Source organism: Vreelandella venusta (genome assembly GCF_007989605.1).
GTDB lineage: Bacteria > Pseudomonadota > Gammaproteobacteria > Pseudomonadales > Halomonadaceae > Vreelandella > Vreelandella venusta.
The window spans coordinates 20,649-45,806 of the sequence record NZ_BJUL01000003.1 but is presented as its reverse complement, the minus strand read 5'-3'; the positions used below and the strand labels follow the sequence as shown (position 1 = coordinate 45,806).

Genomic DNA, 25,158 nt, shown 5'->3' with positions numbered 1-25,158 from the left:
CTTCCTCCCGTTATAGAGCGCGACGCAATTGCACCGCTAAACGATCAATCGATAGCACCATCAGCAGTAATCCCAGGCCTGGGAATACTCCTAACCACCAAAAGCCTCCGGTTAAGTAGCGCATAGCATCGGCGAGTAATACCCCGATAGCGGGTTGGGTTGGGTCTAACCCTACGCCCAGAAAAGTCAGTGCGGCTTCATGCAGAATGGCGTGAGGAAATAGCAATAGCGCGCCAACAATACATTGGGGAATTAAATGGGGGAGTAAGTGGCGTACTAAAATAAAACCACGGCTTTTTCCTAGTGCCTGGGAAATAGCAACGTAGGGGGCATGGCGTAGGGAAAAGAGTTCCGCTCTTAGTATCCTGGCTAAACTTGGCCAATGGGTAAGTGCAACGGCAATAATCACTGCCTGTGTACCACCACCTAAAGCAAAAGCTAACAGGAGTAGTAATATCAGATGCGGTACGCTTAACAGGGTGTCAATCAGCAGGCTAACGAGCGTATCTAACGTGGTTGAAAGTGTCGCCAGCGTCGCGAGCGTTAACGCAATGAGTGTGCCGAGTAGCGCAGCACTTAGCCCTACCCAAAAGCTGAGCCTTAATCCAGCCAGTGTACGCATCCATAGCTCGCGTCCCAAAGCATCGGTACCCAGCCAATGGCTGGTGCTTGGTGGCATAAGGCGCGCATCAAACTGCATTGGTGTCGCGCTAGGGCCTGCCCACCATGAGCTACTTAACAGCACAACCAACATGATAAGTAGAAGGCTAATATAGCCAGCGGCGGCTATGCGTGGTTGGGTCATGCTCATGGCTGTTCCTGTGCCATGCGTGGGTCGATTAGTGGATACAGGCTATCTGCGATTAGATTTCCGACACTGACAAACAGCGCGGTAAACAGCGCTATCCCAAGTAGTAGCGGAACATCACTACGTAGTCCTGCTTCAACAGTGGCTTGTCCAAGGCCGGGGTAGGCAAATACCTGCTCAATTAAGATTGAGCCGCCAAACAGCTCTCCCAGCGAAGCAAAAGCGAGTGTTAGTGCCGGGAGGCTGGCGTGACGTAGGCCATGGCGCCAAGCGATATCTGAGCGGCTGGCTCCTTGGGCAAAAGCGTGAAGGGCGATATCGGAGTTCATCAGCGCTATCATGCGTGCGCGGGTATGAAGGGTGATGGTGGCGATACCTAGCAGAGCCAGTGTCATCATGGGTAATACTAAGTGGTGCAATCGAGTCAGCATGCTAACGTCTTGGTTGAGTATGCCAACCGGTCCGGCGCAGCAGGTTGGAGCCCAGCCGAGATAAACGGAGAATAGCAGTACTGCCAGCATGCCAAGCCAAAACGCAGGCGTTGAGGCGGTGACATAGGCGTAGCCGCTAATCAGCCGGTCAAGCAGTGAGCCTTCTTTCGCACCGGCGATGACGCCAAGCGCAAAGCCAACAAGCAGCGACATTAGCCAAGCACTACTCAGCAAGATAAAAGAGCGTTGGAAACGCTGACTGATAACTTCGCTAACCGGTTGATTGTAGATGTGGCTCCAGCCTAACTCGCCACTTAGCAATTGGCTCAGCCAATGACCAAATTGAACGGCAGGCGAGGCATCAAAGCCCCACCTTTCAGCGATCAGAGCACGTTGTTCGGGGCTTACCTGTGCCATTTGAGGGCCAAGGTAGGCATCTACAGGGTCAATAGGCGACAGCATGACTAACCCAAACGTCACTATAGCGACGCACAGCAATACCAACGCAAGGCGTATTAAACGGCTTGCCAGTATCTTAATCAATCGCACGTCCAGCGCCATTCAAGTAGGTTGGCGGTAACCGGCCAGCCGTGGCCGTGAGGCGCAATGCCTAATTCCCCAAGGTCCAGGCAGGTGTTGGCTGCATATACATGGGCTAGGTTAACCATCCATGCCCAGCTAGTATCGCCCCTAAAGCCATAGCCCGTGTTGCCATCCCACTGGGCGGCTTGCCAGTGACGGTTCGCTTCTTCTGCCCCTGCCGCCGCTTGAGCGGCCTCTAGGTGGCTATCAACTGTCGCGTTTGAGTAGTAGCCACTGTTATAGAAGCCAAACCCCGCGTGCTGGCTATGAAATAGGTAGTACACCTCTTGTGGGCTGTGGCTGCCAAAGCCAAAGACGATGGCGTCTTGGTGCAGTGCTTCGCGCTGTATTTCGTCCCAGTGACGGCCTGTCGGCTGCATCTCAATGCCCAGCGGACGTACCATTTCGGCGCTTACCTGAGCAAGCAGTTGGCGAGTGGTGTCGCTGGCAGGGTAGGTCAAGCGAAAACGAGCGGGCTGGTCGTTTTTATAGCGTAGCCCGTCGGCACGACGCTCCCAGTCTGCTGCATCGAGTAGCGCATTGGCACGGTCGATGTCGGGCGCTGTAAAGGCTTCGTCATCCAGACTCCAGGGTAGCCCATCGGCAGGGCCAAATGCGGGGCGCCCAAAGCCATTAAGGGCGACGTCAACGAGGGTATTTCGATCAAGGGCAAGATTGACCGCCCGGCGTATCGCACTATCGGCAGTAACATCGTTACCAATAGGCGCGCCAGACGCAGACTGCTCGCCCGTAGCAGGCTGCATAGGAAACAAAATACCTCGATTATCGACGCTTTCCATGACGATGCGCTGCATATCGCTTGGCAAGTTGGTGGCGAGTGCCGGTGGCACAGCGGCAAGGTCGAGCTCCCCTGCATGGGCCGCGCTTAACGTAGCCTCTTCGCCAGTAAATACAAACACCAGTCGCTCAAAGGCCGGTAAAGGGCCATGGAAGTAGGGGTTCCGCTCAACAATTAGTTGCTCGCCCTCTTGCCATTCGACTAGCCGATAAGGACCTGAGCCCAGCGGCTGTCTACCGTACCCTTCGCGATAACCGTTTTCTCTGTTAGCGTCTGGAACGATACCAAGCGTCATTAACTGATCGATGAAGGTAATCCGCGGCGCGTTTAAAGACAGTTCCACGGTCGTATTATCGATGGCGCGGGCTTTGTTCAGTGCGCTTAAATCGGCTCGGCCACCGGCTTGCTTTGCGGCATTAAAGGTGTAGGCAACATCCTTGGCAGTCAGCGGTGTGCCGTCACTAAAGCGGGCATCATCGCGCAGAGTGAGTATCCAAGTGAGTCGGTCTTCTGACAGTGTCCACGTGGTAGCCAATCCGGCTTCTGGCGTAAGTTCACGTCCGCGGGTTAGCAACGTTGATTGAAAAAGCGGACTACCGTACTGGCCCCAGCCAAGCAATGGATCGAACCCTTGCTCGGGTTCTCCGCCGATTGCCAAAACCAATTGCTCTTTGCTGAAGGCCGGCGTGCTAAACGCGACGCATGTAGCCGCCAGACCCAGTAAGATAGTACGACGCATAAGATATCCCAGAAACCAGCAGTGTGATGTTTTTACAATAACATCATACTTTAAGGTCTGGAAGTCATGGCAGCACCGCGCTTGCGGCGTTAGTTTAGGAGAGAATATGCAACGGGTAACGGTAACGCTGGACGAGGAACTGCTGAGCGAGGTCGATGCATTGATGCATGCGCGCGGCTACCAAAACCGCTCAGAGGCGATACGCGATTTAACACGCAGTGGATTAAAGCAGGCTAAAGAGGAGGTTGCGCCTGAGGCGCCATGTATGGGCGCGCTCGTCTATGTGTACGATCATGCGGCGCGAGATTTATCGAAACGCTTAACCCGACACTTCCATGATCATCATGATCTAACGCTATCGACGCTTCATGTGCATATTAATCATGATAGCTGCTTGGAAGTGGCGCTACTAAAAGGGCAGGGTAGTGCCTTGAAGCAGTTCTCTGATGAAGTGACATCGTCACGTAGTGTGCGCTATGGACAGTTAGTGATTATCCCTGAGGAGTAATCTAGGGAAGCGTCCATTAAAAAGGGCGGCCCTAGGCCGCCCATAAGCACGCGTTAAGCAACTTAGTGCTCTACGCCGCCTTCGCCGTGCACATGACCGTGCTCGACTTCTTCCTGGCTCGCTTCACGAACGGTGGCAATCTCAACGTCGAAGTTAAGATGCTGGCCAGCCAGCGGGTGGTTGCCGTCAACGACAACAGTATCACCTTCAACTTTCTTGACAGTAACCATCAGCGGGCCACCTTGAGTCTGGGCTTGGAACTGCATGCCCGGCTCAATGCTTTCAACACCTTGGAACGCATCGCGAGGTACTTCTTGCATAAGCTGTTCTTGAACTTCGCCGTAGCCCTCTTCTGGGGTTACTTTTACGTTCAGCTTATCGCCTTCGGTACGGCCTTCGAGTTCTTTTTCCAGACCTGGAATAATGTTGCCAGCGCCGTGTAGATACGTCAGCGGCTCACGGCCTTCGGAACTGTCTAGCACTTCACCTGCATCATTGGTCAGGGTGTAGTGGAACGCGACAACCGAGTTTTGCGCAATTTGCATTTAATAACCTTTCGGTGAGTGCATGTCCCAACATGGTAACGCGTGAAAGCTTGCTTGTCAGGGGGTAAGCAGGCTTTTTCCTCCTCCCACTCCTTTGGCGCTATTGCGCCACGGGGTAACCGGGGATACCCTACGACAACTTCTTTTCCCCCTTTAGACAACATTCACTGGAGCTGGTTATGACAATCTTCTTGATTTGGGTTATCGCCTTTGTGCTAATTGCCTACTTTGCGAACAAACGCTGGGATAGCAGTGTCAGCCAGGGGTTGGATAAAATGCTGCCTGAGGTATTAAAAGCACATGGCGACAACCGCTATTTATGGGTGGCAGCATTAGCCGTGTTGGGTGCTACAACGCTGATTCGTCCAGTCGATATCCTTCTGGTCGTTATTCTGTTGACCATTATTGGTTTGGTAATCGCAAAGCTGGCAGGTTGGGCGAGTAATAAAGTAGCTCACTAAGTTATGCTTTGTTAGCCATTAGCGAAGGCGACAAAAATGCCCGACCAAGTTTACTTGGTCGGGCATTTTTCTATTACGGCGCTACCTGTGTTACTGGCTAGGAAGCGTTTGGTAATACGAGCTTAGTACGGAGCTACGCTTAAGTTAGCGCCGCTACCGATCAGGCGAACACGCTGGCCTGCTTGATATTGACGGTCAGCGCTTTGAACCACGATCACATTTGTGCCGTCGTCGCGACGAATTTCCATTTCCAACGCACTGATACGGTTAGCGCGATCTTCCGCGGCGGTACCCGCAATTGCACCACCTAATGCGCCTGCAACGGTTGCTAGTTGACGACCAGAGCCACCGCCAACTTGACTGCCCAGCAGACCGCCAATGACAGCACCACCGCCGCCACCCAACAGGTTGCCCGTACGGCTGTCTGCTTGGATTTGTACAGGACGGATCGCCACGATGGTTCCATAGGTCACGCTTTGGCCTGTTTGCGCTTGATTACCACGATACACATCACCTGAGTAAGGCGCAGTATTGGCGCAGCCTGCCAGCGTAAGAATGCTTAATGCTGCAATAGGTAGTAAACGTTTCATTCAAACCTCCAGTGTGTCTTGACCCGCATGGCTGCTAAGCCCAACGGTGGTAATACGTAAGCTAGTTATAGAACAGCGTTCGCTAAAGATAACCTAAGCGGCTAGTTTTGACTAGCCATCAGTAAGAAAGATCACAAATTTAAGTGTAGACAAGTATTAAGAAAGCAATGTGTAAAAGCGTACACAATGTTTGAGCAGCTGGGGAGGTGGGAGTGCAATAAAAAAACAGGGAGCCGAAGCTCCCTGTTGAGTATTGCTAATTAAATGATTAACCGAACTGGTTCATAGTGTTGTCTTTGCCACCCGCTTTAAGTGCCGCGTCACCATGGAAGAACTCTTTATGGTCGTCGCCAATATTAGAGCCAGCCATATCCTGGTGTTTGACAGTAGCAATGCCTTGACGAATCTCCTGGCGCTGTACCCCTGCGACGTAGGCCAGCATGCCTTCATCACCGAAGTAGCCTTTAGCCAGGTTATCAGTCGACAGTGCCGCTGTGTGGTACGTCGGCAGAGTGATCAGGTGGTGGAAAATACCGGCTTCACGAGCGCCATCGCGTTGGAAGTTACGTGTCCACTCATCCGCTAGTTGGCCAAGTTCCGTGTTGTCGTATTCAACACCCATCAGTTTGTCGCGCTGGTAAGCGGAAACATCTTTGCCTTCTTTTTCCCAGGCATCAAATACTTGCTGACGGAAGTTAAGTGTCCAGTTAAATGACGGTGAGTTGTTGTAAACCAGTTTGGCATCGGGCACGACGGCGCGGATGCGATTAACCATGCTGGCAATTTGGCCGACGTGTGGCTTCTCGGTCTCAATCCACAGTAGGTCCGCACCGTTTTGCAGGCTGGTGATACAGTCAAGCACAACGCGATCTTCGCCAGTGCCCGGTTTGAACTGATAGAGGCCTGACGCTAAACGCTTCGGCTTAACCAGCTGGCCGTTTTGCTTGATAACCACATCACCATTATTGATGTCGCTAGCATTTTCGATAACATCGCCATCTAAGAAGCTGTTGTACTGGTCGCCGAGATCGCCAGGTTCGTTAGTCACTGCGATTTTCTGGGTTAAGCCTGCGCCTAGCGAGTCAGTACGCGCCACGATAACGCCATCTTCGATGCCGAGTTCAAGGAAGGCATAACGCACTGCATTGATTTTTGCCAGGAAGTCTTCGTGGGGGACGGTAACTTTACCATCCTGGTGGCCGCACTGCTTCTCATCGGACACTTGGTTTTCAAGCTGGATACAGCAAGCACCCGCTTGGATGAACTTCTTGGCCAGCAGGTAAGTCGCTTCAGCGTTACCGAAACCTGCATCGATATCGGCAATGATCGGTACGATATGCGTCTCGTAGTTATCGATTTTGCTGATCAGCTCTTGCTCTTTAGCGCTGTCGCCTGCTTCTTTAGCATCATCCAGAGCACGGAACAGGTGGTTAAGTTCCCAGGCGTCTGCCTGCTTCAGGAAGGTGTACAGCTCTTCGATCAGATCAGCGACCGATGTTTTTTCATGCATCGACTGATCGGGCAGTGGGCCGAACTCGGAGCGCAAGGCGGCTACCATCCAGCCTGACAGATAGAGGTAACTGCGTTTAGTCGTACCAAAGTGCTTTTTAATGGAAATCAGTTTTTGTTGGCCAATAAAACCGTGCCAGCACCCCAGAGACTGCGTGTACTTAGATGTGTCTGCGTCGTAGGCAGCCATATCGTCACGCATAATTTTTGCAGTGTAGCGCGCAATATCCAAACCGGTATGAAAGCGGTTCTGAGCACGCATGCGTGCAGCGTATTCAGGTTTGATCGCTTCCCATTTGCCGCCTTGAGCTTCGCGCAGTTGGGCCATTGCTTTGATATCGTCGAGCAGTCCTGACATAAGCTGTTTCCTCCGGGGTCATGATAGCTATTTCGCAAGTTAGCTTATTCTTATGCTGCACCTGCGAAGATGTGTTCAGCATTATCGAAATTTAACGCGCTGTCTCTACGCCAATTGTCTCTGAGCAAAACGTCTCTTAGTCAAACGTCGCATCGGAGAGTCATCATTGTGAAGATGCTTATTTAAACGTCGATTACAGCGTTTCCAATTTGGCTACCTTCAATGTTGCGCCATAACGCTGCGGTGCAATAACTATCAACGAGAAAGCCAGCTTCAACAATTGTCACTTGGGGGCAGAAGGGGTTGTAGTTCAACTACAGGAGCGTGCTGAAATGCTCTGTTTGTGTAGTCGTTTTTCGTCAGCTGGGCTGAAAATGGAGCAAAAAAAAGCGCCACATAGCTAGTGGCGCTTTTATCGATTGATCACAAGCGAAGTGAGAACAGCGAAACTACAGCGTTAATAGCATCTCCCGGTGAGGTATTCCGGCATCCATGAAGGTGTCACCATGCGCCACAAATCCCAGGCGCTGGTAAAAGGCGAGGGCGTGCAGTTGGGCGCTCAGCGCTACATGGGCATGGCCTGCTTCTCGGGCCGCTTGGATGGCTGTTTCCATAAGTTGATAGCCAATGCCAGCGCCGCGCGCGCTATCGAGTACCGCGACACGCCCAATATGGCCGTCGGGCAGCAGTCGCGCAGTCCCCACCGGCTGATCCTCAAGATAGGCAATGAAGTGGCTGCACTCCTCGTCACGGCCATCCCACTCCTCCTCATGAGGCACGCACTGCTCTTCGATAAACACCACGCGGCGGATCTCGGAAGCTATATCCTTTAGCGTACTCCAATCACCGTTAATAATGGTTGCCGTCGACACCGCTAGCTACTCCTCATCATCCTCTTCGCCCATAAAGCCTAGGCTTCCAGTGTTTACTAACTGTGTTATCAGCGCTGCTGCCCCATCAATGGCAAGTACGTCTTCATACATAGGCGATGGGTCGGCAAGCCGCTTGGCTAGCTCGGTTGAGCAGGAGTGTCCGTCGCCATCGACAAAGAGCGTGGTACCGTTGGCATCGCTTCGCCAAGCAACGCGGGAACCGGGCATATGAAACAGTGGTTCACCGTGTTGTAGTTGCGCAACAAGGTCAGCTTCCGTCATGGGCACTTCAAGAGGCGCTACTTGGTCAATATATTTCGGTTGGGTCATGACGCGACCAAACCATTGGGCTATTTGTTCAGGGTTATCCAAAGTGGAAAGTACAAATTGGCGCATACGTTCGACGGCCGCATCATCGAGTTCACCCACTTGGCTTGCAGGAGACATGCCTGCATCGCTGTAGCGGTGGGAGTCAGCAAGCTGCTCTCCGAGATAGTCGGCGTAGGATGTGATGGCTTCATCCGCTGATGGTGCCCTAAACCCTACTGAGATAGTCATGCAGTCGTCGGTTTGGCTAACGCCGTGGTGCGCCCAGCCGGGAGGGAGATACAGCATGTCGCCCGGTGATAACGTCCAGTCAGAGTCGGCTTCAATCTCAAAGGTTTCGAGAATGCGTAGATCGATACCTTGGATAATGGGCGCGTTGTCTGGCTGCTTACCGCCTAGTTGCCAGCGCCGGTGGCCGCTAGCCTGTAACAGGAAAACATCGTATTGGTCGATATGCGGGCCGACACTGCCACCGGGTGGTGCATAGCTGACCATGATGTCGTCCAACCGCCAGCGGGGAAGGAAATCAAACTCATCCATTAATGCAGCGATAGAAGGTACGTAGTGATCGACGGCTTGAACCAGGAGGCTCCAGTTGCCTTCCGGCAACCGCTCAAAGGTTGCGTCGTCAAACGGACCGTGGGAAACCTGCCAGGGACCATCAGGCCCATTTTCTTCTACAAGACGCGCTTCTACACCGGGTTCGCAGGCAAGCCCGGCTAGCTCATCGGGATCGATGGGGCTAACAAAATCGGGGATAGCGCCACGAATCAGCAGCGGCTTCTGCTGCCAGTAATTGGCCAAGAAGTCTTCGGGCGTTAAATCGCCCAGCAATGTGAGTGGCTTATCGTGTTGGCTCATGGCGTTATCCTAGTTCAAATGAGCGCTGCGTCTGACTAAGGGCGCAGTGCGTCGTTTAGAGTGCAGCAAGCCGCTGGTTAAGTGCTTCGGCTTGAGCCTTTGCATTACCAATATAGCTGGCAGGAGAGAGAGCCTTCAGCTCATTTTTAACCGACTCGGGTAGCTCTAGCGTATCAATAAAAGCGGCAAAGCCTGCTTGGTCAATACGTTTGCCGCGGGTTAATTCTTTAAGCTTTTCGTAGGGCTTTTCGATGCCGTAGCGACGCATGACCGTTTGAATTGGCTCAGCCAATACTTCCCAGCTGTTATCCAGGTCTTCAGCGAGACGCTCAGGATTTGCTTCAAGCTTGCTGATACCTTTGAGGCTGGCGTGATAGCCAATCAGACCGTAAGCCAAGCCAACGCCTAAGTTGCGCAACACCGTTGAATCCGTCAGGTCGCGCTGCCAGCGTGAAATCGGTAGTTTCTGGGCCAAGTGATTAAGCACGGCATTGGCCAACCCAAGGTTGCCTTCCGAGTTTTCAAAGTCAATTGGGTTAACTTTATGTGGCATGGTCGATGAGCCAATTTCGCCTTCGACGGTGCGCTGTTTAAAGTAGCCCAGCGAAATATAGCCCCATACGTCACGATCAAAGTCGATCAAAATAGTGTTGAAGCGGCAAACTGCATCGAAAAGCTCGGCAATGTAGTCGTGGGGCTCAATTTGTGTGGTGTAGGGGTTGAAGCTTAGTCCTAAGCCTTCCACAAAGGTGCGTGCGTTGGCTTCCCAGTCAATGTCTGGGTAGGTTGTCAGGTGGGCATTATAGTTACCTACAGCACCGTTAATTTTACCCAGAATCTCAACGCGTTCGATTTGCTTGAGCTGGCGCTTAAGCCGGTAGGCCACGTTGGCCATTTCTTTGCCTAACGTTGTGGGGCTGGCGGTTTGCCCATGAGTGCGCGAAAGCATCGGTTGAGCCGCATGGGCAATGGCCAGTTTGGCAATCTCATCAGCGACTTCATGCAAGGTAGGTAGAGTGGCTTTTAGGCCATCTGCCAGCATAACGCCGTAGGAAAGGTTGTTGATGTCTTCGCTGGTGCAAGCGAAGTGAATAAATTCAGTGACCGCGTTGAGCTCGGGTTGCCCTGCAATCTTCTCTTTTAAGAAATACTCAACCGCTTTGACATCGTGGTTGGTGGTGCGCTCTATTTCTTTAATGCGTTCGGCATCTTCGACAGAAAAGTCACGAATTAACTGTTCAAGAAAAGCCGTCGCTTCCACTGACAGCGGTGGTACTTCGACAATTTGGCTGTGGTCAGCAAGGCGCTGCAGCCAGCGCACTTCCACAATCACGCGCGCACGGATAAGACCGAATTCGCTGAAGTGTTCCCGTAGTGCGGCGGCTTTTGCGCCGTAACGTCCGTCAACGGGGGAGAGGGCGGTCAAAGCAGAGAGTTGCATGGCTTGGTTTCCAAGGTGGTCTGAAGTCAATGGTTCGAACAGCAATATGCCGAAAAGAAATGGCGCGAAGTGCCTAGATGATCTTTGGGCGCGTTAGCCAAGGCTATCAAGCGCGCGCCTCAACGCTTTACGCTGGAAGACAAGCTTCCAGCGACGGCCGCCTTGTTGGTGCCATAGCAGCGCAAAACGTATGCCCGCCATCAAACAGGCGCGCACCCGCTCGGGCATCATGCGAGTCTGCAGTAAAGAGGGATCGCCCTGAACCACGATGCGGGTTTTGAACGTCGAAATGGTTTCTTGGTAGGCATCACCCAGGCTTGCAATCACATTTTCATGAGTGCTGCCAAAGTGCTCTGCCTGCCCCTGTACGTGGGACAGCTTTTGACCAAGTAAATCCATCATATGGCGGTCAGTGCGCAGTTTATTCATTAACAGTAGTAGCGAAAAACCGTAGCGAAGAACCACAGGGTTGGCTTGTTTGCGGCCAACAAGGGCTTCGAGTGTTTCTAATCCGCGGCGTAAATTGTTGGGGTGGCCGCCATAAATAGCTTCAAAGCTTTCCGGGTTGGTGTCCACGGTTGCATTGATAAGTGTTTCCCAGGCGCGAGGATCTACTTGTCCAGTGCGCGCGAGTTCGTCTACCAAACTAGCGGATTGAAAAACGCCGGCCAGTGCCAGTGCTTGGCGAGCGGCTTGAGACTCCGGCGCGCGATGAATAGGGGTAGCGCTCATGCAGCGGCCTCCGTGGTATTCCAAGTGGCGCGAATAACGCCGCCGCCTAAGCAGATTTCACCATCATAAAGTACCAATGACTGGCCCGGTGTGACCGCCCACTGCGGATCATCAAACACCACCTCAACAGTGCCGTCGGGCAGCGCATGGATCGCGCATGGGCAATCACTTTGACGATAGCGGGTTTTGGCCGTGTAACGGCCTTGCGCAGCAGGCGGTTCTCCTGCCACCCAGTCCATGGTTTCAGTGGCCAATGCATTGGTGAACAGCAGGTGGTGATGCTTACCTTGGACGACAATCAATACATTGCGCTCAAGGTCTTTGGCCGCTACGTACCATGGGTCTTCCGAATAGTTGGCGAGACCACCAATACCTAACCCTTGGCGCTGCCCCAGGGTGTAGTACATCAGCCCCATATGCTTGCCAATGACATCGCCTTCGGGCGTTTCAATATTGCCAGGTTGCGCGGGCAGATATTGCTGCAAAAAATCACGGAAACGGCGCTCGCCGATAAAGCAAATACCCGTCGAGTCTTTTTTCTTGGCGGTAATAAGATCGTGCTGTTCAGCCAGGGCTCTAACGGCAGGCTTTTCCAGCTCTCCAACCGGAAACAGGGTGCGCGCAATCGCTGCTTCAGGCACCGCGTGTAGGAAATAGCTTTGATCTTTATTGCTATCCACACCTTTTAGCAGGCGCGGGCGTCCTCCGCGAACCCCTTGGCGAACATAATGCCCGGTTGCGATTTTATCGGCGCCTAGCATTTCAGCGTAGTCTAGAAAGACCTTAAATTTGATTTCCCTGTTGCACAAGATATCGGGATTGGGCGTTCTACCCGCTTTATATTCGGCTAAAAAATGCTCGAAGACGTTATCCCAATACTCGGAGGCGAAATTGGCCGTATGCAATTTGATACCCAACTTCTCACACACGGCCTCTGCATCGGCGAGGTCTTCTTTTGCCGTGCAGTATTCGGTGCCGTCGTCCTCATCCCAATTCTTCATAAACAGGCCCTCAACCTCATACCCTTGTTGGAGTAGAAGGAGAGCAGAAACCGATGAGTCAACGCCGCCCGACATGCCAACGATTACTTTTTGGGTCTCGGGCGCTTCAGCAATAGACGTGCCATGGGTGGATGTCATTGGCATCCTCAGTTGAAGTGGTGTGCAATTGGATGCTGATTATACACGATGGAGGCTTGGTGCTTCGAGTGCTTCACTCATGAATCACGGCGAGAGGAAAACAGCGGCCCTTAATGGCGTTTTCGATCCGTTTCAGCACCAGGGGGCTGCGCAGCCGGCCAGCATCGCCGAGAGCCTTGATGTCATTTAATGTCAGCCAGTGAGTGGCGGTGATGTCGCTATCAATGGGGGATGAGAGCATGACGTCTGGTGTGGCTATAAAACCATGGCTATGAAAGGTAAGGCCTTCGGGCGTGTGGAAGACATAAAGCCCTAAGTAGTCGGTTAGCGTCACCTGCCAAGCGGTTTCTTCCTGTACTTCGCGCAAGATGGCTGCCATTGGGCCTTCGCCTGGCTCTACATGTCCAGCTGGTTGGTTAAACACGGTTTGTCTGCCGCCGCGGGCTTCTTCCACCATCAAAAAACGATCATTGCGCTGAATCACGCAGGCAACGGTGCTTCTGATGATGGCATTTTTTATCATCTCACTGCTCATTTGGAGTGCCTGCGCCGAGGAGCGCTACTGCGCTTAGTCGCTTTAGTGGGGAGGGGGGCGTGTAGTGTTTCTTTGCGCCACTCGCCCGGAGCCAAGTTGCCAAGTTGCCAAGTGCCAATCGCCGCGCGTATCAATCTCAACGTAGGAAATCCTACATGGGCAGTCATGCGCCGTACTTGGCGGTTGCGGCCTTCGCTGATTGTTAGTTCCAACCAACTAGTAATTGGGTGGCGCTTAGGGTCAATCCTTGAGTCGCGTTGTGCGATGGCCGGTGGTTCAATACGCCGGGCTTTTGCAGGCTGGGTTGGGCCATCTTTTAAGACGACACCGTTTTTCAGCGCACTCATTGCCTCATCATTAATCCGCCCTTCGAGCTGCACCCAGTAAGTTTTGGGCTGCTTGTGACGTGGGTGGGCGATACGGTGAATGAGACTGCCATCATCACTTAATAACAGCAGACCCTCAGAGTCATAATCAAGTCGCCCTGCGGCGTATACGCCAGGCACATCTATAACATCGGCTAATGTGGCGCGGCCTTGTTTGTCGGTAAACTGAGAGAGCATGCGATAGGGTTTATGCAGTAAATATAAAGTGCTCATAATCTCTTTAGAAGGGTGCCCTTGATTTGTCGACAATCTCTCATGCGATTAAAATGCAGCGCTGGTATACTTTGAGGCTAATCTGTCAAAGGCAGTGCTTGAAAAGCTGCCTTTGAATCGCGTTTATGTCGTGCTGGAGTTGTCGTAATTTCCACTGAAATAACCACCGTAAAAACCACCGATTGATAACTGGGAAAGCCAAATTAAATGGCCCCGCCTGCTTCGCGGCATGGTCTCTCGTTGAAGAAGTCGCGTCGCTCAGGATCTCTATAATCACAGCGATAGAAAAAAGAGGTTAACGCAAAATGTCTAAAACGCCGAAGATCATTTACACGCTCACCGACGAAGCGCCTGCGCTCGCGACATACTCTTTGCTACCGATTATTGACGCTTTCACCGACGCTGCGGGTATCGAGGTGGAAACCCGGGATATTTCCCTGGCGGCTCGCGTTCTCTCTTTATTTCCCGACTACTTGACTGAAGAGCAGCGTATCGAGGATCACCTGGCCGAGTTGGGTGCACTGGCCAAGGTGCCTGAAGCCAATATCATCAAATTACCGAATATCAGTGCTTCTATGCCGCAGCTACGGGCGGTGATCAAAGAGCTGCAAGAACAAGGTTACAAGCTGCCCGAGTATCCGGACGACCCCAGCAGCGACGAAGAAAAAGATGTTAAAGCGCGCTACGACAAAGTGAAAGGCAGCGCAGTTAACCCCGTATTGCGTGAAGGTAACTCTGATCGTCGCGCACCAAAGGCGGTAAAAGAGTACGCCCGCAAGTACCCGCATTCTATGGGGGAGTGGAGCCAGGCGTCGCGTACCCATGTTTCGCACATGCATAGTGGCGACTTCTACCACGGCGAGAAGTCGATGACTCTGGATCGCGCCCGCAACGTCAAGATGGAGCTGATCACTGCCAACGGCGAAACCAAGGTGCTCAAGCCCCGGGTCGAGCTGCTGGAAGGCGAAATCATCGACAGCATGTTTATGAGCAAGAAAGCGTTGCTGGAGTTTTACGAGCGTGAAATCGAGGATGCGCGTAAGACCGGTGTGATGTTCTCATTGCACGTAAAAGCGACGATGATGAAGGTCTCGCACCCCATTGTGTTCGGGCACTGCGTCAAAATTTTCTACAAGGACGCCTTTGAGAAGCACGGTGAGCTCTTCAAAGAGCTGGGTGTCGATGTGAACAACGGCATCGCTAATCTTTACGATAAAATTGCGACCTTGCCAGAATCCCAGCGTGATGAAGTCATTAGTGATCTGCATGCGTGCCATGACAAGCGCCCAGAGCTGGCGATGGTTGACTCGGCGCGTGGCATCACCAACTTCCACTCACCCAGCGATGTGATTGTCGATGCTTCGATGCCTGCAATGATTCGCGCTGGCGGTAAGATGTACGGTGCTGATGGTCGTCTCAAGGACGTCAAAGCCGTCATGCCCGAGTCGACGTTTGCGCGTATCTATCAGGAAATGATCAACTTCTGCAAATGGCACGGCGCGTTTGATCCGGCCACAATGGGTACTGTGCCCAATGTTGGTTTGATGGCGCAAAAAGCCGAAGAGTACGGCTCACACGATAAAACCTTCGAAGTGCCTGCGGATGGTGTTGCCAATATCACCGATCTGGACACAGGTGAAGTACTGCTGTCACAGACTGTGGAGCAGGGCGATATCTGGCGTATGTGCCAGGTTAAAGACGCGCCGATTCGCGACTGGGTGAAGTTGGCGGTTGAGCGCTGCCGTGATTCTGGTATGCCGACGGTGTTCTGGCTTGACCCTTACCGTCCGCACGAGAATGAGCTGATCAAAAAGGTCAAAACGTACCTCAAAGATCACGATACTGATGGCCTCGAAATCCATATCATGTCTCAAGTCCGGGCGATGCGTTACACCCTTGAGCGCGTGATTCGTGGCCTTGATACAATCTCGGTGACGGGCAACATTCTCCGCGACTACCTGACAGACCTATTCCCGATTCTTGAATTGGGCACTAGTGCCAAAATGCTTTCCATCGTGCCGCTGATGGATGGCGGCGGTCTGTTTGAAACGGGGGCTGGTGGTTCCGCACCTAAGCACGTTCAGCAGCTGCTTGAAGAGAACCACTTGCGCTGGGATAGCCTTGGCGAGTTCCTGGCGCTGGTTGCTTCTTTGGAGCACCTCGCCAAACGTTTTGGCAATGACCGTGCTAAGTTACTGGCAAAAGCGTTGGATGAAGCTAACGGCAAGTTCCTTGAGAGCAATAAATCACCTTCGCGCAAAGTGGGTGAGCTTGATAACCGAGGAAGCCACTTCTATCTAGCGCTCTATTGGGCAGAAGCACTAGCAGCTCAGGATGAAGACGCTGAACTAAAAACTCGCTTTGCCCGTTTGGTAGAAACGCTGAAAGCCAATGAAGCTACGATCATTGACGAACTGAATAGCGTGCAAGGCCAGCCTGTTGACCTTAAAGGCTATTACCACCCGAATGGGGAAGTGGCTAGTCAAGTTATGCGCCCGAGTAAGACGCTTAACGAAGCCCTTGCAATGGTCGCTAACGGTTAAATAAATCACAAGCGCTCTGTGTTGCTGTTCGGCAATGCTCATGAAAATGCTGTGATATCCCTCGCCCGCCTTGGTGGGCGAGGGTTTTTTGTCTTATTTAGTATGCTAATTTTGTATTTTCCATGAACCCTTGCTGGTAACGGGCGTCTTACTACAGTGAGTCGAACAACGCTGAATGAGTAATGGCTAGAGTCATTAGAACTAGCGTCATTCAAGCTAGAGCAACGAACGCTAGAATGACTCAAGCGCTGTAAGACACCACCCGCCAGCTAAGAGACGACAAACCTTGCTGCTTATGCCTACTACAGACAGCCTATGCGTCACGGCTATCCTGCACGCAGGAATGACTCGGCCTGATGCGCCTGAATATGATGATGATCTGGCCGTTGAGCCAGCTGAGCCTGAGCTTGCTCGGCCGCCGCTATATAAAGTGGTACTTCATAATGACGATTTCACACCGATGGAGTTCGTCGTTGAGGTATTACAGGAATTTTTTAATATGGATAGTGAGCAAGCGGTCCAGGTCATGCTTGCAGTGCATACCCAAGGTAAAGCGACGTGCGGGATCTTTACACGGGATATTGCAGAAACGAAAAGTTATCAAGTCAATGAATATGCCCGCGAATGCGAGCATCCTTTAATGTGTGATATTGAAGCTGCTGACTGAAAGCGTTGAAAAAAATTAGCGATGGGCCTTGCAAGTGCGCCATTTGTACCCGATGTTGAAAGTGCCGGTCGATTAAACTGATCCGACGCAAGCCCTAGGTGGCGACACGCCCTAGGTAGTAGCGAAAAGGGGACTGCCATGCTGAGCAAAGAACTTGAACTTACCCTGAACACGGCCTTTACCGTGGCTCGCTCAAAGCGCCACGAGTTTATGACCGTTGAGCACCTGCTCCTGGCGTTGTTGGATAATGCGTCAGCAGTTGACGTGCTAAAGGCGTGTGGGGCGAATCTCGATAAGCTGCGGTCCGATCTGCAGGACTTTATTAATTCGACTACGCCATTGATTCCTGAGAGTCAGGCGGATCGCGAAACGCAACCAACCCTTGGATTTCAGCGCGTACTGCAACGTGCTGTATTTCACGTGCAGTCATCTGGAAAGAGTGAAGTGACTGGCGCTAATGTGCTGGTCGCTATTTTCTCTGAGCAAGAAAGCCAAGCCGTTTACTTCCTCAAGCAGCAAAGCGTTGCACGTGTAGACGCTGTTAACTATATCGCTCATGGTATTTCTAAGGTAGCTGGCCATGGGCCTGCTCCATCGCCGTCTTCCCAAGAGAGTGAAGATGCTGAAGAGGGTAGCTCTGAAGGGGCTGCGCATCCGTTAACCGGTTACGCTACCAATCTGAACGAGCAGGCGCGTCAAGGCAAAATAGACCCATTGATTGGTCGCGACCATGAGCTTGAGCGCGTGGTGCAAATCCTTGCCCGTCGGCGCAAGAATAATCCGCTATTGGTCGGCGAGGCGGGTGTTGGTAAAACCGCTATCGCGGAAGGTTTGGCAAAGCGCATTGTTGAAGAAGACGTGCCAGATGTGATTGCTGACGCAGTGGTCTACTCACTTGATATGGGTGCGCTATTAGCGGGTACTAAATACCGTGGTGATTTCGAGAAGCGCCTAAAAAGCTTGCTTAGTGAATTACGTAAGCAGCCTAACGCTGTGCTCTTTATTGACGAGATTCATACCGTCATTGGGGCGGGGGCTGCTTCGGGTGGCGTCATGGATGCGTCTAATTTACTGAAGCCCTTGCTCTCCTCTGGTGAGCTGCGTTGTATCGGTTCGACAACCTTCCAGGAGTTCCGCGGTATTTTTGAGAAAGATCGCGCTCTGGCTCGCCGGTTCCAAAAAGTGGATGTGCTCGCGCCTTCTGTAGATGACACCATCAAGATCCTGAAAGGGCTGCGTTCGCGCTTTGAAGAACACCATGAGCTTAAGTACACCGATGGCGCGCTAGAGAGTGCCGCGCGTTTGGCTGATCGCTATATCAATGACCGCCACCTACCTGACAAAGCCATCGATGTGATTGATGAAGCAGGCGCGCACCAACGGATGCTGCCGCCGGAAGTGCGGGCTAACACCATTGATGTTGAGCAAGTGGAAGCAGTAGTGGCATCTATTGCGCGGATTCCGCCAAAGAGTGTTTCAAGCTCTGATCGTAAATTGCTTGAAAAGCTTGACCGCGACTTGAAAATGCTGGTGTTCGGACAAGATGAGGCCATCGATACTCTCTCTGCTGCCATTAAGCTTTCCCGTGCCGGTTTGAAATCGCCAGATAAGCCAGTAGGTAGTTTCTTATTTGCTGGCCCAACCGGCGTTGGTAAGACCGAAGTGGCTAAGCAGTTGGCGCATATCATGGGTATCGAGCTAGTACGCTTTGATATGTCGGAGTACATGGAGCGTCATACTGTTTCTCGCTTGATTGGTGCCCCTCCAGGCTATGTTGGCTATGACCAAGGAGGGCTGTTAACTGAAGCCATTACCAAGCAACCGCACTGTGTATTGTTGCTAGATGAAATTGAGAAGGCGCATCCTGAAGTGTTTAACCTGCTTCTGCAGGTGATGGATCACGGTCGTTTGACAGACAATAATGGCCGCGAGGCGGATTTCCGTCATGTTATCCTGATCATGACCTCTAACGCAGGAGCAGAGCAGGCGTCACGGCGCTCTATCGGTTTCCAAAGCCAAGATCACTCAACCGACGCGATGGAAGTGATTCGCCGTACCTTCTCGCCTGAGTTCCGCAACCGCTTGGATGGTATTATCCAGTTCCATGCACTGCCAACCTCCGTTGTGCGTAACGTTGTCGATAAGTTCCTGATCGAGCTACAAGCGCAGCTGGACGAAAAGCGTGTACAGCTTGAAGTGGATGATACAGCACGAGATTGGTTGGCAGAGAAGGGATACGACCCTGATATGGGGGCGCGCCCAATGGCCCGCTTGATCCAAGAGAAACTGAAAAAGCCGTTGGCTGAGATGATTTTGTTTGGTGAGTTGGCTGATCAAGGCGGTATTGTGCACGTTAGCCTTGAAGAAGGAGAGCTGCATTTATCAATGGAATCTGAGATGGCAGATGCGCCCTGAAAAGGGCGCTAAGGCCACCTAAGTCCACACTAGGCCTTTATGCTCATGCCTAAACTAGCACAGCGCCCTGTCATCCGACGGGGCGTTGTCGTTTCCAGAGAGCGGCGCCGTACTTACGCTATATTTGCACTGTATTTGAAAACAGGATGCGTGCTTGCGCGGACAGTGTTTGCTTGAAGGCATTACCAAGGCTTAGCGCGAGCGATAAACGATACGGCCTTTTGACAGATCGTAGGGCGTCAGCTCTACTTTTACCTTGTCACCTGTCAGGATGCGGATGTAGTTTTTGCGCATCTTGCCTGAAATATGAGCGGTAACGACGTGGCCGTTTTCCAGCTCAACACGGAACATGGTGTTGGGAAGGGTATCAACAATAACGCCTTCCATTTCAATATGATCTTCGCGTGCCATATAGGCAGATCCTCACTTATTTAACGTAATGGTTTGGTCTAATTAGTTACTTCAGTGGGCATCGTCAGATGACGACTGCCCAGCAAGCAGCGCTATATTGTGCCGTAAGCCTGCCATCAAGGCAAAAAAGCTGGCAAGTTTAGCAAATTAAAGGCCGCCAATGACGCCCGTCGAGCACTTCTATTGGCGTGAACGCACGCTTATAGCTCATCTTACGGCACTCCTCAATCCAATATCCAAGATATAAGTGGGGGAGAGACTTTTCACCACACAGTTCAATAAGCTTGAGAATAGCAAACGTTCCCAGGGATCGCTTTTCCAGGGCCTTGTCGACACTAAAAAACGTGTAAATAGCCGATAGCCCATGCTCAAGTTGATCAAATGCCGCGACCGCGACGAGTTTCCCGTCCAGGTGCATTTCTAAAAGATGTGCATAGGGTTCTTCGAGCGTTAAAAAGGTACGATACTGCTCCCGGCTCGGCGGATACATGTCACCATCGGCGTGGCGTAAGCGGATATAGTCAGCATAGAGCGTATAATGCTCTGCCTCATAGCGTGCAGGTACTACACGTGTAGTAATATCAGCATTAAGACGCCAGAGTTTGCGTTGGGTGCGGTTAGCGCTGAAGTCGCTGATAGGAATGCGTACTGAGCGACAGGCATTGCAACCTTCGCAGTGAGGGCGGTATAGATGGCGACCGCTGCGACGAAAGCCGAGCAATGAGAGTGAATCATAAACGCCAGGAACGGGAGATTCCTGGGGGTCCAGGAACAGAGTGGTTGCTTCCTTGCCAGGAAGATAGCTGCAGGCATGGGGAACGGTTAGGAAGAAGCGCAAATCCCGCACCGGGCGGCGAGGAGCGTTACTACTCACGGCTTGCCTCCTTGCTTAGTTGAACATGGACTAGCTTGAACATGGACTAGTTTGAATACGTCTACCATTCTGGATGATGGCCTGAGGCAATGGCATCAAGCCACGGTGATCCAGGTATAGTAGGCGCTTCATTGGTCATATTCGTTAAGTTAAATGCCTCGTTAGGCAACCACTTTTCAAGATAGTTGATGAACGTCTTACGAGCGACTGTTGTCGCACCAAGGCTCGCCAAGTGAGGTGTGTGCATCTGACAGTCGATCAGTTTACCCTCATGGTGTTGCATGGCATTGGCTAAGTGGGCAAGGGCAATTTTGGAAGCATCGGGCACTTTCGAGAACATTGATTCGCCAAAGAAGATAGGCCCCATGGCTAATCCATAAAGTCCGCCAACCAGTTGGCCATCAAGATGCACTTCAATGCTATGCGCGATGCCTAGCTCATGTAGACGTTGGTAAGCGTGGCGCATATCTTGATTGATCCAGGTGCCCGGTTCCCCAGAACGTGGCGCAGCGCATGCTTTAACAATGTTTTCAAACTGTTGATCCAGAGTGACGATAAAGCCACCATGTCGCAATCGCTTAACAAGGCTACGACGTCGTTTAAACTGTGCTGGTTGCAATACCATGCGTGGGTTGGGGCTCCACCATAAGATAGGTTCATCATCGCTATACCATGGAAAAATACCTTTTCGGTAAGCGTCGATTAACCAGTGGGGGGAGAGTTCTCCGCCCGCGGCAAGAAGGCCGTTCGGTGACTCGAGGGCAAGTTCGGTAGACGGAAAGATGGGCTGTGGCGATGAAAGCCAAGGTAGCATTGTTTGCTCCTGTTACTGAACACTTCGATAGAAGCGCTGTGACGGCGAAAGGATGCTCGGTATGATGCAAACTCGCAAGTGGATTAAAGACGCCATTGAGGTGTAAAGGGAGAATCGCTTGAAAGTAAATAAGGCGGTAGACAAGCGAACGCAACGTAACTCGCGTCAACCATCATCAACAGCCTCAACTGGGCGAGTTAAAGCTGCAAAGGATAAAGCTCGTCGATTTGGTTTGCGCTTGCAGGGCTCGGCGCGCGAAGGTGTGGTCGTCGTGCTGCTTGCGTTGTGCGTATTTTTGTTATTGGCACTGTTTAGTTATGACCCTGCCGACCCAGGTTGGTCTTATCAAGGTCCGGAAACGGATGTTCATAACTGGATGGGAGCTGTTGGTGCCTGGCTTGCAGACGTGCTGTATTCGCTGTCGGGAGCAAGTGCCCTGTGGTGGCCGGGAATGTTTGGTTATGCAGCTTGGTGGCTAATGAGATCGCGCCAAGTACGCTTTGATATCGATCCGGTAGCGATCGCTGTCCATACCGGTGGGTTAGTGCTGCTTATCTTCGGCACGACGATGCTGGGGGCGCTGCATTTTTATCATCCTGACAGCATTTTGCCTTACGCCTCTGGCGGTATATTGGGCGAAGGATTAGTAAGTACCCTAAAACCCCTGGTCAGCAGCGGCGGCGTTGGCCTTATTTCTGCTGCCCTAATCTTGATCGGTTTTCCACTGTTTAGCGGCATGTCGTGGTTACAGGTGGCTGATGAGCTTGGTCGTCGCCTGTGTAAAGTAGGCGGGTGGTTCAGCGCTCGGCGTGCTAAGGGGCGTGAGAAACGCTCCCAGCGTGCTGCTGTGCGTGCTGCCGCGAAAGCGGCGTCTCAAAAAGTAAAAGAGAAACCGCTAGCTGAATTTAAAGCGGCTAAGCCAGAGAGTGACGAGCAGCGTCCAAGTCAAAAAGAAAGTAGTCACCAGCAGGCACCCGCCCAAGAAAGCAGCCGCGTACGTCGTGAACCTAGTTTTTCAACGACGACAGATACCTCAATTCCATGGGCAGCTGCTGCATTTTCAGGTGCGTTGCCTGAGGAGGACTTGCCTAAGTCAGCATCCTCAGCTGCGCCTGAACAGGCTGCCCCTCATGATGCTTCGCCGGTTGAGTCTAATAGCCAGCCGCCTGTCAACACAGTTGAAGAACGGCGTGAAGCTAAAACAGAGCCGAAAACAGAGCCTAAAATAGAGCCTATTGCGAGCAGCGGTGTGGAAAAAGCTGCACAAGATACTGCAGAAAGCGTCGAGGAAAAGTTACCCAGCGCGCCTCGCGAGGATGCTTTTGCGCTACGCACCAAGGAAGAAGGCAACGAGCCAACACTTTCAGTACCCCTCTCCGCGAGAGAGACTGAGCCGACGTTCGATCAGCCAGCGCGTGATGAGTCGGCAGGTGAAAAAACGGCTTCTCATTCTGCGCCTAGTTTCCAGTCAGCAGAGACGCAGCCATTTAATTCATCGATGGGTGTATCACGCGATGAAATAGAGCCTCGAGCTACGTCTCAGGCGATGTCTCAGGCGATGTCTTATGCAGCGCATGAAATAAAACAGCATGACGCAGCTAAGCAAGGCGACGACGTTGAGCGCGAGATGGCGCCTGTTTCTACGCGCATGCCTGAACCCGAGCATACGCCCACGCCCGCAATCACGCCGCGAGATCGAGATGAGGGTGACTCTCGCTCTGTCTATGTGAGTCCCCCTGAGCCTCGCTCCGAACGGGTACCTGAAGTCGTACCGGAGCCAGTATGGGATGATGAGGAAGATGACCTTCCTGTTGCACGGTCAGCCGTAACTGCTGTGCGCCAAGAGCCAACGCTTCATGATGCTGAGGTGCCTAGCGTTGAGCCACTCAGAGCGGAGGCGCCTGGGGTTGAAAGTCTCCGAGATGAGCCTTCTGAGGCGTTGGTTCCAAATGACATGCCTGCCGACGTGGCGTCTTCTGAAGAAAAAGAAGACGCCGACAATGGGCCTACTCTATGGACGGTTGAGCATCTGCAGAGCCAGCGTCCGGCGTTTGAAACTTTCGATGAGCCAGAAGGGGATGTGCCTAGTCTCCAATTGCTGACGCCTCCAGAGCCGCATGAGCCTAATTACACCGACGAGCAGCTTGCTGATATGGCCGAGCTCTTGGAAGTGCGGCTGCGTGAGTATGGTGTTAAAGCGGAAGTCGTTGATACATGGCCTGGTCCTGTTATCACTCGGTTTGAAATTAAGCCAGCGGCTGGGGTGAAAGTTTCTAAAATCAGCAACCTTGCTAAAGACCTTGCACGCTCGTTAATGGTCAAGAGTGTACGTGTGGTGGAGGTCATTCCTGGTCGTCCAACGGTTGGCATTGAAATACCTAATCCCCATCGCGCAATGATTCGCCTGCGTGAAGTCATTGACTCTGACCGCTACCAACAGGAGAGCTCGCCACTGACCATGGCGTTGGGTCAGGACATTGGCGGCGGGCCGGTTGTCGCTAATCTAGGCAAGATGCCTCACCTTCTGGTTGCGGGTACGACAGGGTCTGGTAAGTCAGTGGGTGTTAATGCCATGCTGATTTCCATGCTGCTTAAAGCGACTCCAGATGAGCTCAAGCTAATCATGGTTGACCCAAAAATGCTGGAGCTGTCAGTTTACGATGGCATTCCGCACCTTTTGGCTCCCGTGGTCACTGATATGAAGGAGGCTGCAAATAGTCTGCGTTGGTGTGTTGCGGAGATGGAGCGTCGCTACAAATTAATGGCGGCAATGGGGGTGCGTAACATTGCAGGCTTTAATGGGCGTTTAGATGAGGCTGAGAGTGCCGGCGCACAAGTTGCAGACCCGCTTTGGGAGCCGCAGCCTTGGGAAATGCATCAGACGCCGCCAATCCTTGAAAAGCTGCCCTACATCGTGGTGGTGATCGACGAGTTCGCCGACATGTTTATGATCGTCGGTAAGAAAGTTGAAGAACTCATTGCTCGCTTGGCGCAAAAGGCGCGCGCAGCGGGTATCCACCTGATTTTGGCTACTCAGCGCCCCTCTGTTGATGTAGTGACGGGGCTGATTAAGGCGAATATTCCGTCGCGCATGGCCTTCCAGGTATCGTCGCGGATTGATTCACGTACCATTTTGGATCAGGGGGGCGCCGAAAGCCTGCTTGGCCATGGTGATATGCTTTATCTACCTGCAGGTTCGGGGCCGCCAAACCGTATTCATGGTGCTTTTGTAGACGATGACGAAGTGCACCGGGTTGTGGATGACTGGAAGCGACGTGGCACGCCTGAGTACATCGAAGAGATTTTGTCAGGCGGTGTCACTGCCGATGCGTTGACGGGACTTGAGGCTGAGGGTGTCGATGGCGATGACGCTGAGCAGGATGCGCTTTATGATGAGGCGGTTCAGTTCGTTACAGAAACACGCAAAGCTTCTATATCTGCCGTTCAGCGCCGCTTCAAAATCGGCTATAACCGCGCTGCGCGCTTGGTAGAAGCAATGGAAGGTGCCGGTGTGGTGACATCCATGGGGTCTAACGGTGCCCGTGAGGTGTTAGCACCGCCTCCGGTAGGCCACTGACTTATCTGTTAGTGAATACCA

22 protein-coding genes are annotated in these 25,158 nt (G+C 52.4%); 6 read left to right on the top strand and 16 right to left on the bottom strand.

The features are described 5' to 3' along the window. Positions 1-10 precede the first annotated feature (10 nt). Genes HVE01_RS04095 through HVE01_RS04085 form a run of 3 tightly spaced genes read right to left on the bottom strand, consistent with a single transcriptional unit; the run spans position 11 to position 3,359 of the window. Complete coding sequence (locus HVE01_RS04095) at positions 11-811, bottom strand: ABC transporter permease (RefSeq protein WP_146942564.1); 801 nt, start codon at positions 809-811, stop codon at positions 11-13. Beyond that, complete coding sequence (locus HVE01_RS04090) at positions 808-1,788, bottom strand: ABC transporter permease (RefSeq protein ID WP_244973785.1); 981 nt, start codon at positions 1,786-1,788, stop codon at positions 808-810. The genes HVE01_RS04095 and HVE01_RS04090 overlap by 4 nt, the downstream gene beginning before the upstream one ends. Further along, positions 1,779-3,359, bottom strand: coding sequence for an ABC transporter substrate-binding protein (locus tag HVE01_RS04085; RefSeq protein ID WP_146942560.1), 1,581 nt, complete (start codon positions 3,357-3,359; stop codon positions 1,779-1,781). The genes HVE01_RS04090 and HVE01_RS04085 overlap by 10 nt, the downstream gene beginning before the upstream one ends. A gap of 106 nt (positions 3,360-3,465) precedes the next feature. Here HVE01_RS04085 and nikR point away from each other — a divergent pair, with 106 nt between their 5' ends. Next, complete coding sequence (nikR, locus tag HVE01_RS04080; RefSeq protein WP_125746547.1) at positions 3,466-3,867, top strand: nickel-responsive transcriptional regulator NikR; 402 nt, start codon at positions 3,466-3,468, stop codon at positions 3,865-3,867. 62 nt (positions 3,868-3,929) lie between these two features. On the opposite strand, the gene HVE01_RS04075 is transcribed toward nikR, so the two are convergent. Continuing rightward, complete coding sequence (locus tag HVE01_RS04075; protein WP_125746549.1) at positions 3,930-4,412, bottom strand: FKBP-type peptidyl-prolyl cis-trans isomerase; 483 nt, start codon at positions 4,410-4,412, stop codon at positions 3,930-3,932. A 179-nt stretch (positions 4,413-4,591) separates the two neighbouring features. Here HVE01_RS04075 and HVE01_RS04070 point away from each other — a divergent pair, with 179 nt between their 5' ends. Then, on the top strand, positions 4,592-4,873 hold the full coding sequence (locus HVE01_RS04070; protein ID WP_146942558.1) for a hypothetical protein: 282 nt from the start codon (positions 4,592-4,594) through the stop codon (positions 4,871-4,873). 122 nt (positions 4,874-4,995) lie between these two features. Here the strand turns inward: HVE01_RS04070 and HVE01_RS04065 are convergent, their stop codons facing one another. The 9 genes from HVE01_RS04065 to HVE01_RS04025 all read right to left on the bottom strand — a co-directional run bounded on the left by HVE01_RS04065 (position 4,996) and on the right by HVE01_RS04025 (position 13,836). Beyond that, complete coding sequence (locus HVE01_RS04065) at positions 4,996-5,463, bottom strand: outer membrane lipoprotein (protein ID WP_125746552.1); 468 nt, start codon at positions 5,461-5,463, stop codon at positions 4,996-4,998. A 268-nt stretch (positions 5,464-5,731) separates the two neighbouring features. Further along, entirely contained in the window at positions 5,732-7,330 is a 1,599-nt protein-coding gene (locus tag HVE01_RS04060) for an isocitrate lyase (RefSeq protein WP_125746554.1), read from the bottom strand. A 449-nt stretch (positions 7,331-7,779) separates the two neighbouring features. Further along, positions 7,780-8,202: a GNAT family N-acetyltransferase gene (locus HVE01_RS04055; RefSeq protein ID WP_125746556.1), complete on the bottom strand. Its 423-nt coding sequence runs from the start codon at positions 8,200-8,202 to the stop codon at positions 7,780-7,782. A 6-nt stretch (positions 8,203-8,208) separates the two neighbouring features. After that, complete coding sequence (locus tag HVE01_RS04050) at positions 8,209-9,390, bottom strand: cupin domain-containing protein (protein ID WP_146942556.1); 1,182 nt, start codon at positions 9,388-9,390, stop codon at positions 8,209-8,211. Between the two features lie 55 nt (positions 9,391-9,445). Next, positions 9,446-10,831, bottom strand: coding sequence for an adenylosuccinate lyase (gene purB, locus HVE01_RS04045; protein ID WP_038482516.1), 1,386 nt, complete (start codon positions 10,829-10,831; stop codon positions 9,446-9,448). A gap of 93 nt (positions 10,832-10,924) precedes the next feature. After that, complete coding sequence (gene hflD, locus HVE01_RS04040; RefSeq protein ID WP_125746560.1) at positions 10,925-11,563, bottom strand: high frequency lysogenization protein HflD; 639 nt, start codon at positions 11,561-11,563, stop codon at positions 10,925-10,927. Further along, positions 11,560-12,702 (bottom strand): tRNA 2-thiouridine(34) synthase MnmA, encoded by a 1,143-nt coding sequence (gene mnmA, locus HVE01_RS04035; protein ID WP_146942554.1) that lies wholly within the window; start codon positions 12,700-12,702, stop codon positions 11,560-11,562. Before mnmA ends, hflD begins: the two co-directional genes overlap by 4 nt. A 73-nt stretch (positions 12,703-12,775) precedes the next feature. Beyond that, entirely contained in the window at positions 12,776-13,225 is a 450-nt protein-coding gene (locus HVE01_RS04030) for an NUDIX hydrolase (protein WP_125746564.1), read from the bottom strand. Between the two features lie 8 nt (positions 13,226-13,233). Next, positions 13,234-13,836 carry a pseudouridine synthase gene (locus HVE01_RS04025; protein WP_146942552.1) on the bottom strand — a complete coding sequence of 201 codons (603 nt, stop codon included), beginning with the start codon at positions 13,834-13,836 and terminating at the stop codon, positions 13,234-13,236. Positions 13,837-14,141: 305 nt separating this feature from the next. On the opposite strand from HVE01_RS04025, the gene HVE01_RS04020 reads away from it, so the two are divergent. The 3 genes from HVE01_RS04020 (at position 14,142) to clpA (ending at position 19,461) form a co-directional block, all read left to right on the top strand. After that, positions 14,142-16,379, top strand: coding sequence for an NADP-dependent isocitrate dehydrogenase (locus tag HVE01_RS04020; protein ID WP_125746568.1), 2,238 nt, complete (start codon positions 14,142-14,144; stop codon positions 16,377-16,379). Between the two features lie 343 nt (positions 16,380-16,722). Continuing rightward, positions 16,723-17,046 carry an ATP-dependent Clp protease adapter ClpS gene (clpS, locus tag HVE01_RS04015; protein WP_125753484.1) on the top strand — a complete coding sequence of 108 codons (324 nt, stop codon included), beginning with the start codon at positions 16,723-16,725 and terminating at the stop codon, positions 17,044-17,046. 138 nt (positions 17,047-17,184) lie between these two features. Beyond that, the gene (gene clpA / locus HVE01_RS04010; protein WP_125746569.1) at positions 17,185-19,461 is read left to right on the top strand and encodes an ATP-dependent Clp protease ATP-binding subunit ClpA; all 2,277 of its coding nucleotides are present in this window, start codon (positions 17,185-17,187) and stop codon (positions 19,459-19,461) included. Positions 19,462-19,653: 192 nt separating this feature from the next. Here clpA and infA read toward each other — a convergent pair whose 3' ends face one another. The 3 genes from infA to aat all read right to left on the bottom strand — a co-directional run bounded on the left by infA (position 19,654) and on the right by aat (position 21,560). Then, positions 19,654-19,872: a translation initiation factor IF-1 gene (infA, locus tag HVE01_RS04005; RefSeq protein ID WP_007111068.1), complete on the bottom strand. Its 219-nt coding sequence runs from the start codon at positions 19,870-19,872 to the stop codon at positions 19,654-19,656. Between the two features lie 139 nt (positions 19,873-20,011). Further along, a complete protein-coding gene (locus HVE01_RS04000) occupies positions 20,012-20,746 on the bottom strand; it encodes an arginyltransferase (protein WP_146942550.1) in 735 nt (244 codons plus the stop codon). A gap of 61 nt (positions 20,747-20,807) precedes the next feature. After that, positions 20,808-21,560, bottom strand: coding sequence for a leucyl/phenylalanyl-tRNA--protein transferase (gene aat, locus HVE01_RS03995; protein ID WP_146942548.1), 753 nt, complete (start codon positions 21,558-21,560; stop codon positions 20,808-20,810). 118 nt (positions 21,561-21,678) lie between these two features. Here aat and HVE01_RS03990 point away from each other — a divergent pair, with 118 nt between their 5' ends. Next, positions 21,679-25,137: a DNA translocase FtsK gene (locus HVE01_RS03990; protein WP_146942546.1), complete on the top strand. Its 3,459-nt coding sequence runs from the start codon at positions 21,679-21,681 to the stop codon at positions 25,135-25,137. Positions 25,138-25,158: the final 21 nt, after the last annotated feature.

Excerpts from the sequence above, each read along its gene's own strand:
- HVE01_RS04075 (WP_125746549.1), bottom strand. The coding sequence starts at position 4,412 with ATGCAAATTGCGCAAAACTCGGTTGTCGCGTTCCACTACACCCTGACC.
- HVE01_RS04060 (WP_125746554.1), bottom strand. The coding sequence starts at position 7,330 with ATGTCAGGACTGCTCGACGATATCAAAGCAATGGCCCAACTGCGCGAA.
- HVE01_RS04025 (WP_146942552.1), bottom strand. The coding sequence starts at position 13,836 with ATGAGCACTTTATATTTACTGCATAAACCCTATCGCATGCTCTCTCAG.
- HVE01_RS04085 (WP_146942560.1), bottom strand. The coding sequence starts at position 3,359 with ATGCGTCGTACTATCTTACTGGGTCTGGCGGCTACATGCGTCGCGTTT.
- infA (WP_007111068.1), bottom strand. The coding sequence starts at position 19,872 with ATGGCACGCGAAGATCATATTGAAATGGAAGGCGTTATTGTTGATACC.
- clpS (WP_125753484.1), top strand. The coding sequence starts at position 16,723 with ATGACTCGGCCTGATGCGCCTGAATATGATGATGATCTGGCCGTTGAG.
- purB (WP_038482516.1), bottom strand. The coding sequence starts at position 10,831 with ATGCAACTCTCTGCTTTGACCGCCCTCTCCCCCGTTGACGGACGTTAC.
- clpA (WP_125746569.1), top strand. The coding sequence starts at position 17,185 with ATGCTGAGCAAAGAACTTGAACTTACCCTGAACACGGCCTTTACCGTG.
- HVE01_RS04095 (WP_146942564.1), bottom strand. The coding sequence starts at position 811 with ATGAGCATGACCCAACCACGCATAGCCGCCGCTGGCTATATTAGCCTT.
- HVE01_RS04020 (WP_125746568.1), top strand. The coding sequence starts at position 14,142 with ATGTCTAAAACGCCGAAGATCATTTACACGCTCACCGACGAAGCGCCT.
- HVE01_RS04030 (WP_125746564.1), bottom strand. The coding sequence starts at position 13,225 with ATGATAAAAAATGCCATCATCAGAAGCACCGTTGCCTGCGTGATTCAG.
- HVE01_RS04065 (WP_125746552.1), bottom strand. The coding sequence starts at position 5,463 with ATGAAACGTTTACTACCTATTGCAGCATTAAGCATTCTTACGCTGGCA.
- HVE01_RS04050 (WP_146942556.1), bottom strand. The coding sequence starts at position 9,390 with ATGAGCCAACACGATAAGCCACTCACATTGCTGGGCGATTTAACGCCC.
- aat (WP_146942548.1), bottom strand. The coding sequence starts at position 21,560 with ATGCTACCTTGGCTTTCATCGCCACAGCCCATCTTTCCGTCTACCGAA.
- nikR (WP_125746547.1), top strand. The coding sequence starts at position 3,466 with ATGCAACGGGTAACGGTAACGCTGGACGAGGAACTGCTGAGCGAGGTC.
- HVE01_RS04070 (WP_146942558.1), top strand. The coding sequence starts at position 4,592 with ATGACAATCTTCTTGATTTGGGTTATCGCCTTTGTGCTAATTGCCTAC.
- mnmA (WP_146942554.1), bottom strand. The coding sequence starts at position 12,702 with ATGACATCCACCCATGGCACGTCTATTGCTGAAGCGCCCGAGACCCAA.
- hflD (WP_125746560.1), bottom strand. The coding sequence starts at position 11,563 with ATGAGCGCTACCCCTATTCATCGCGCGCCGGAGTCTCAAGCCGCTCGC.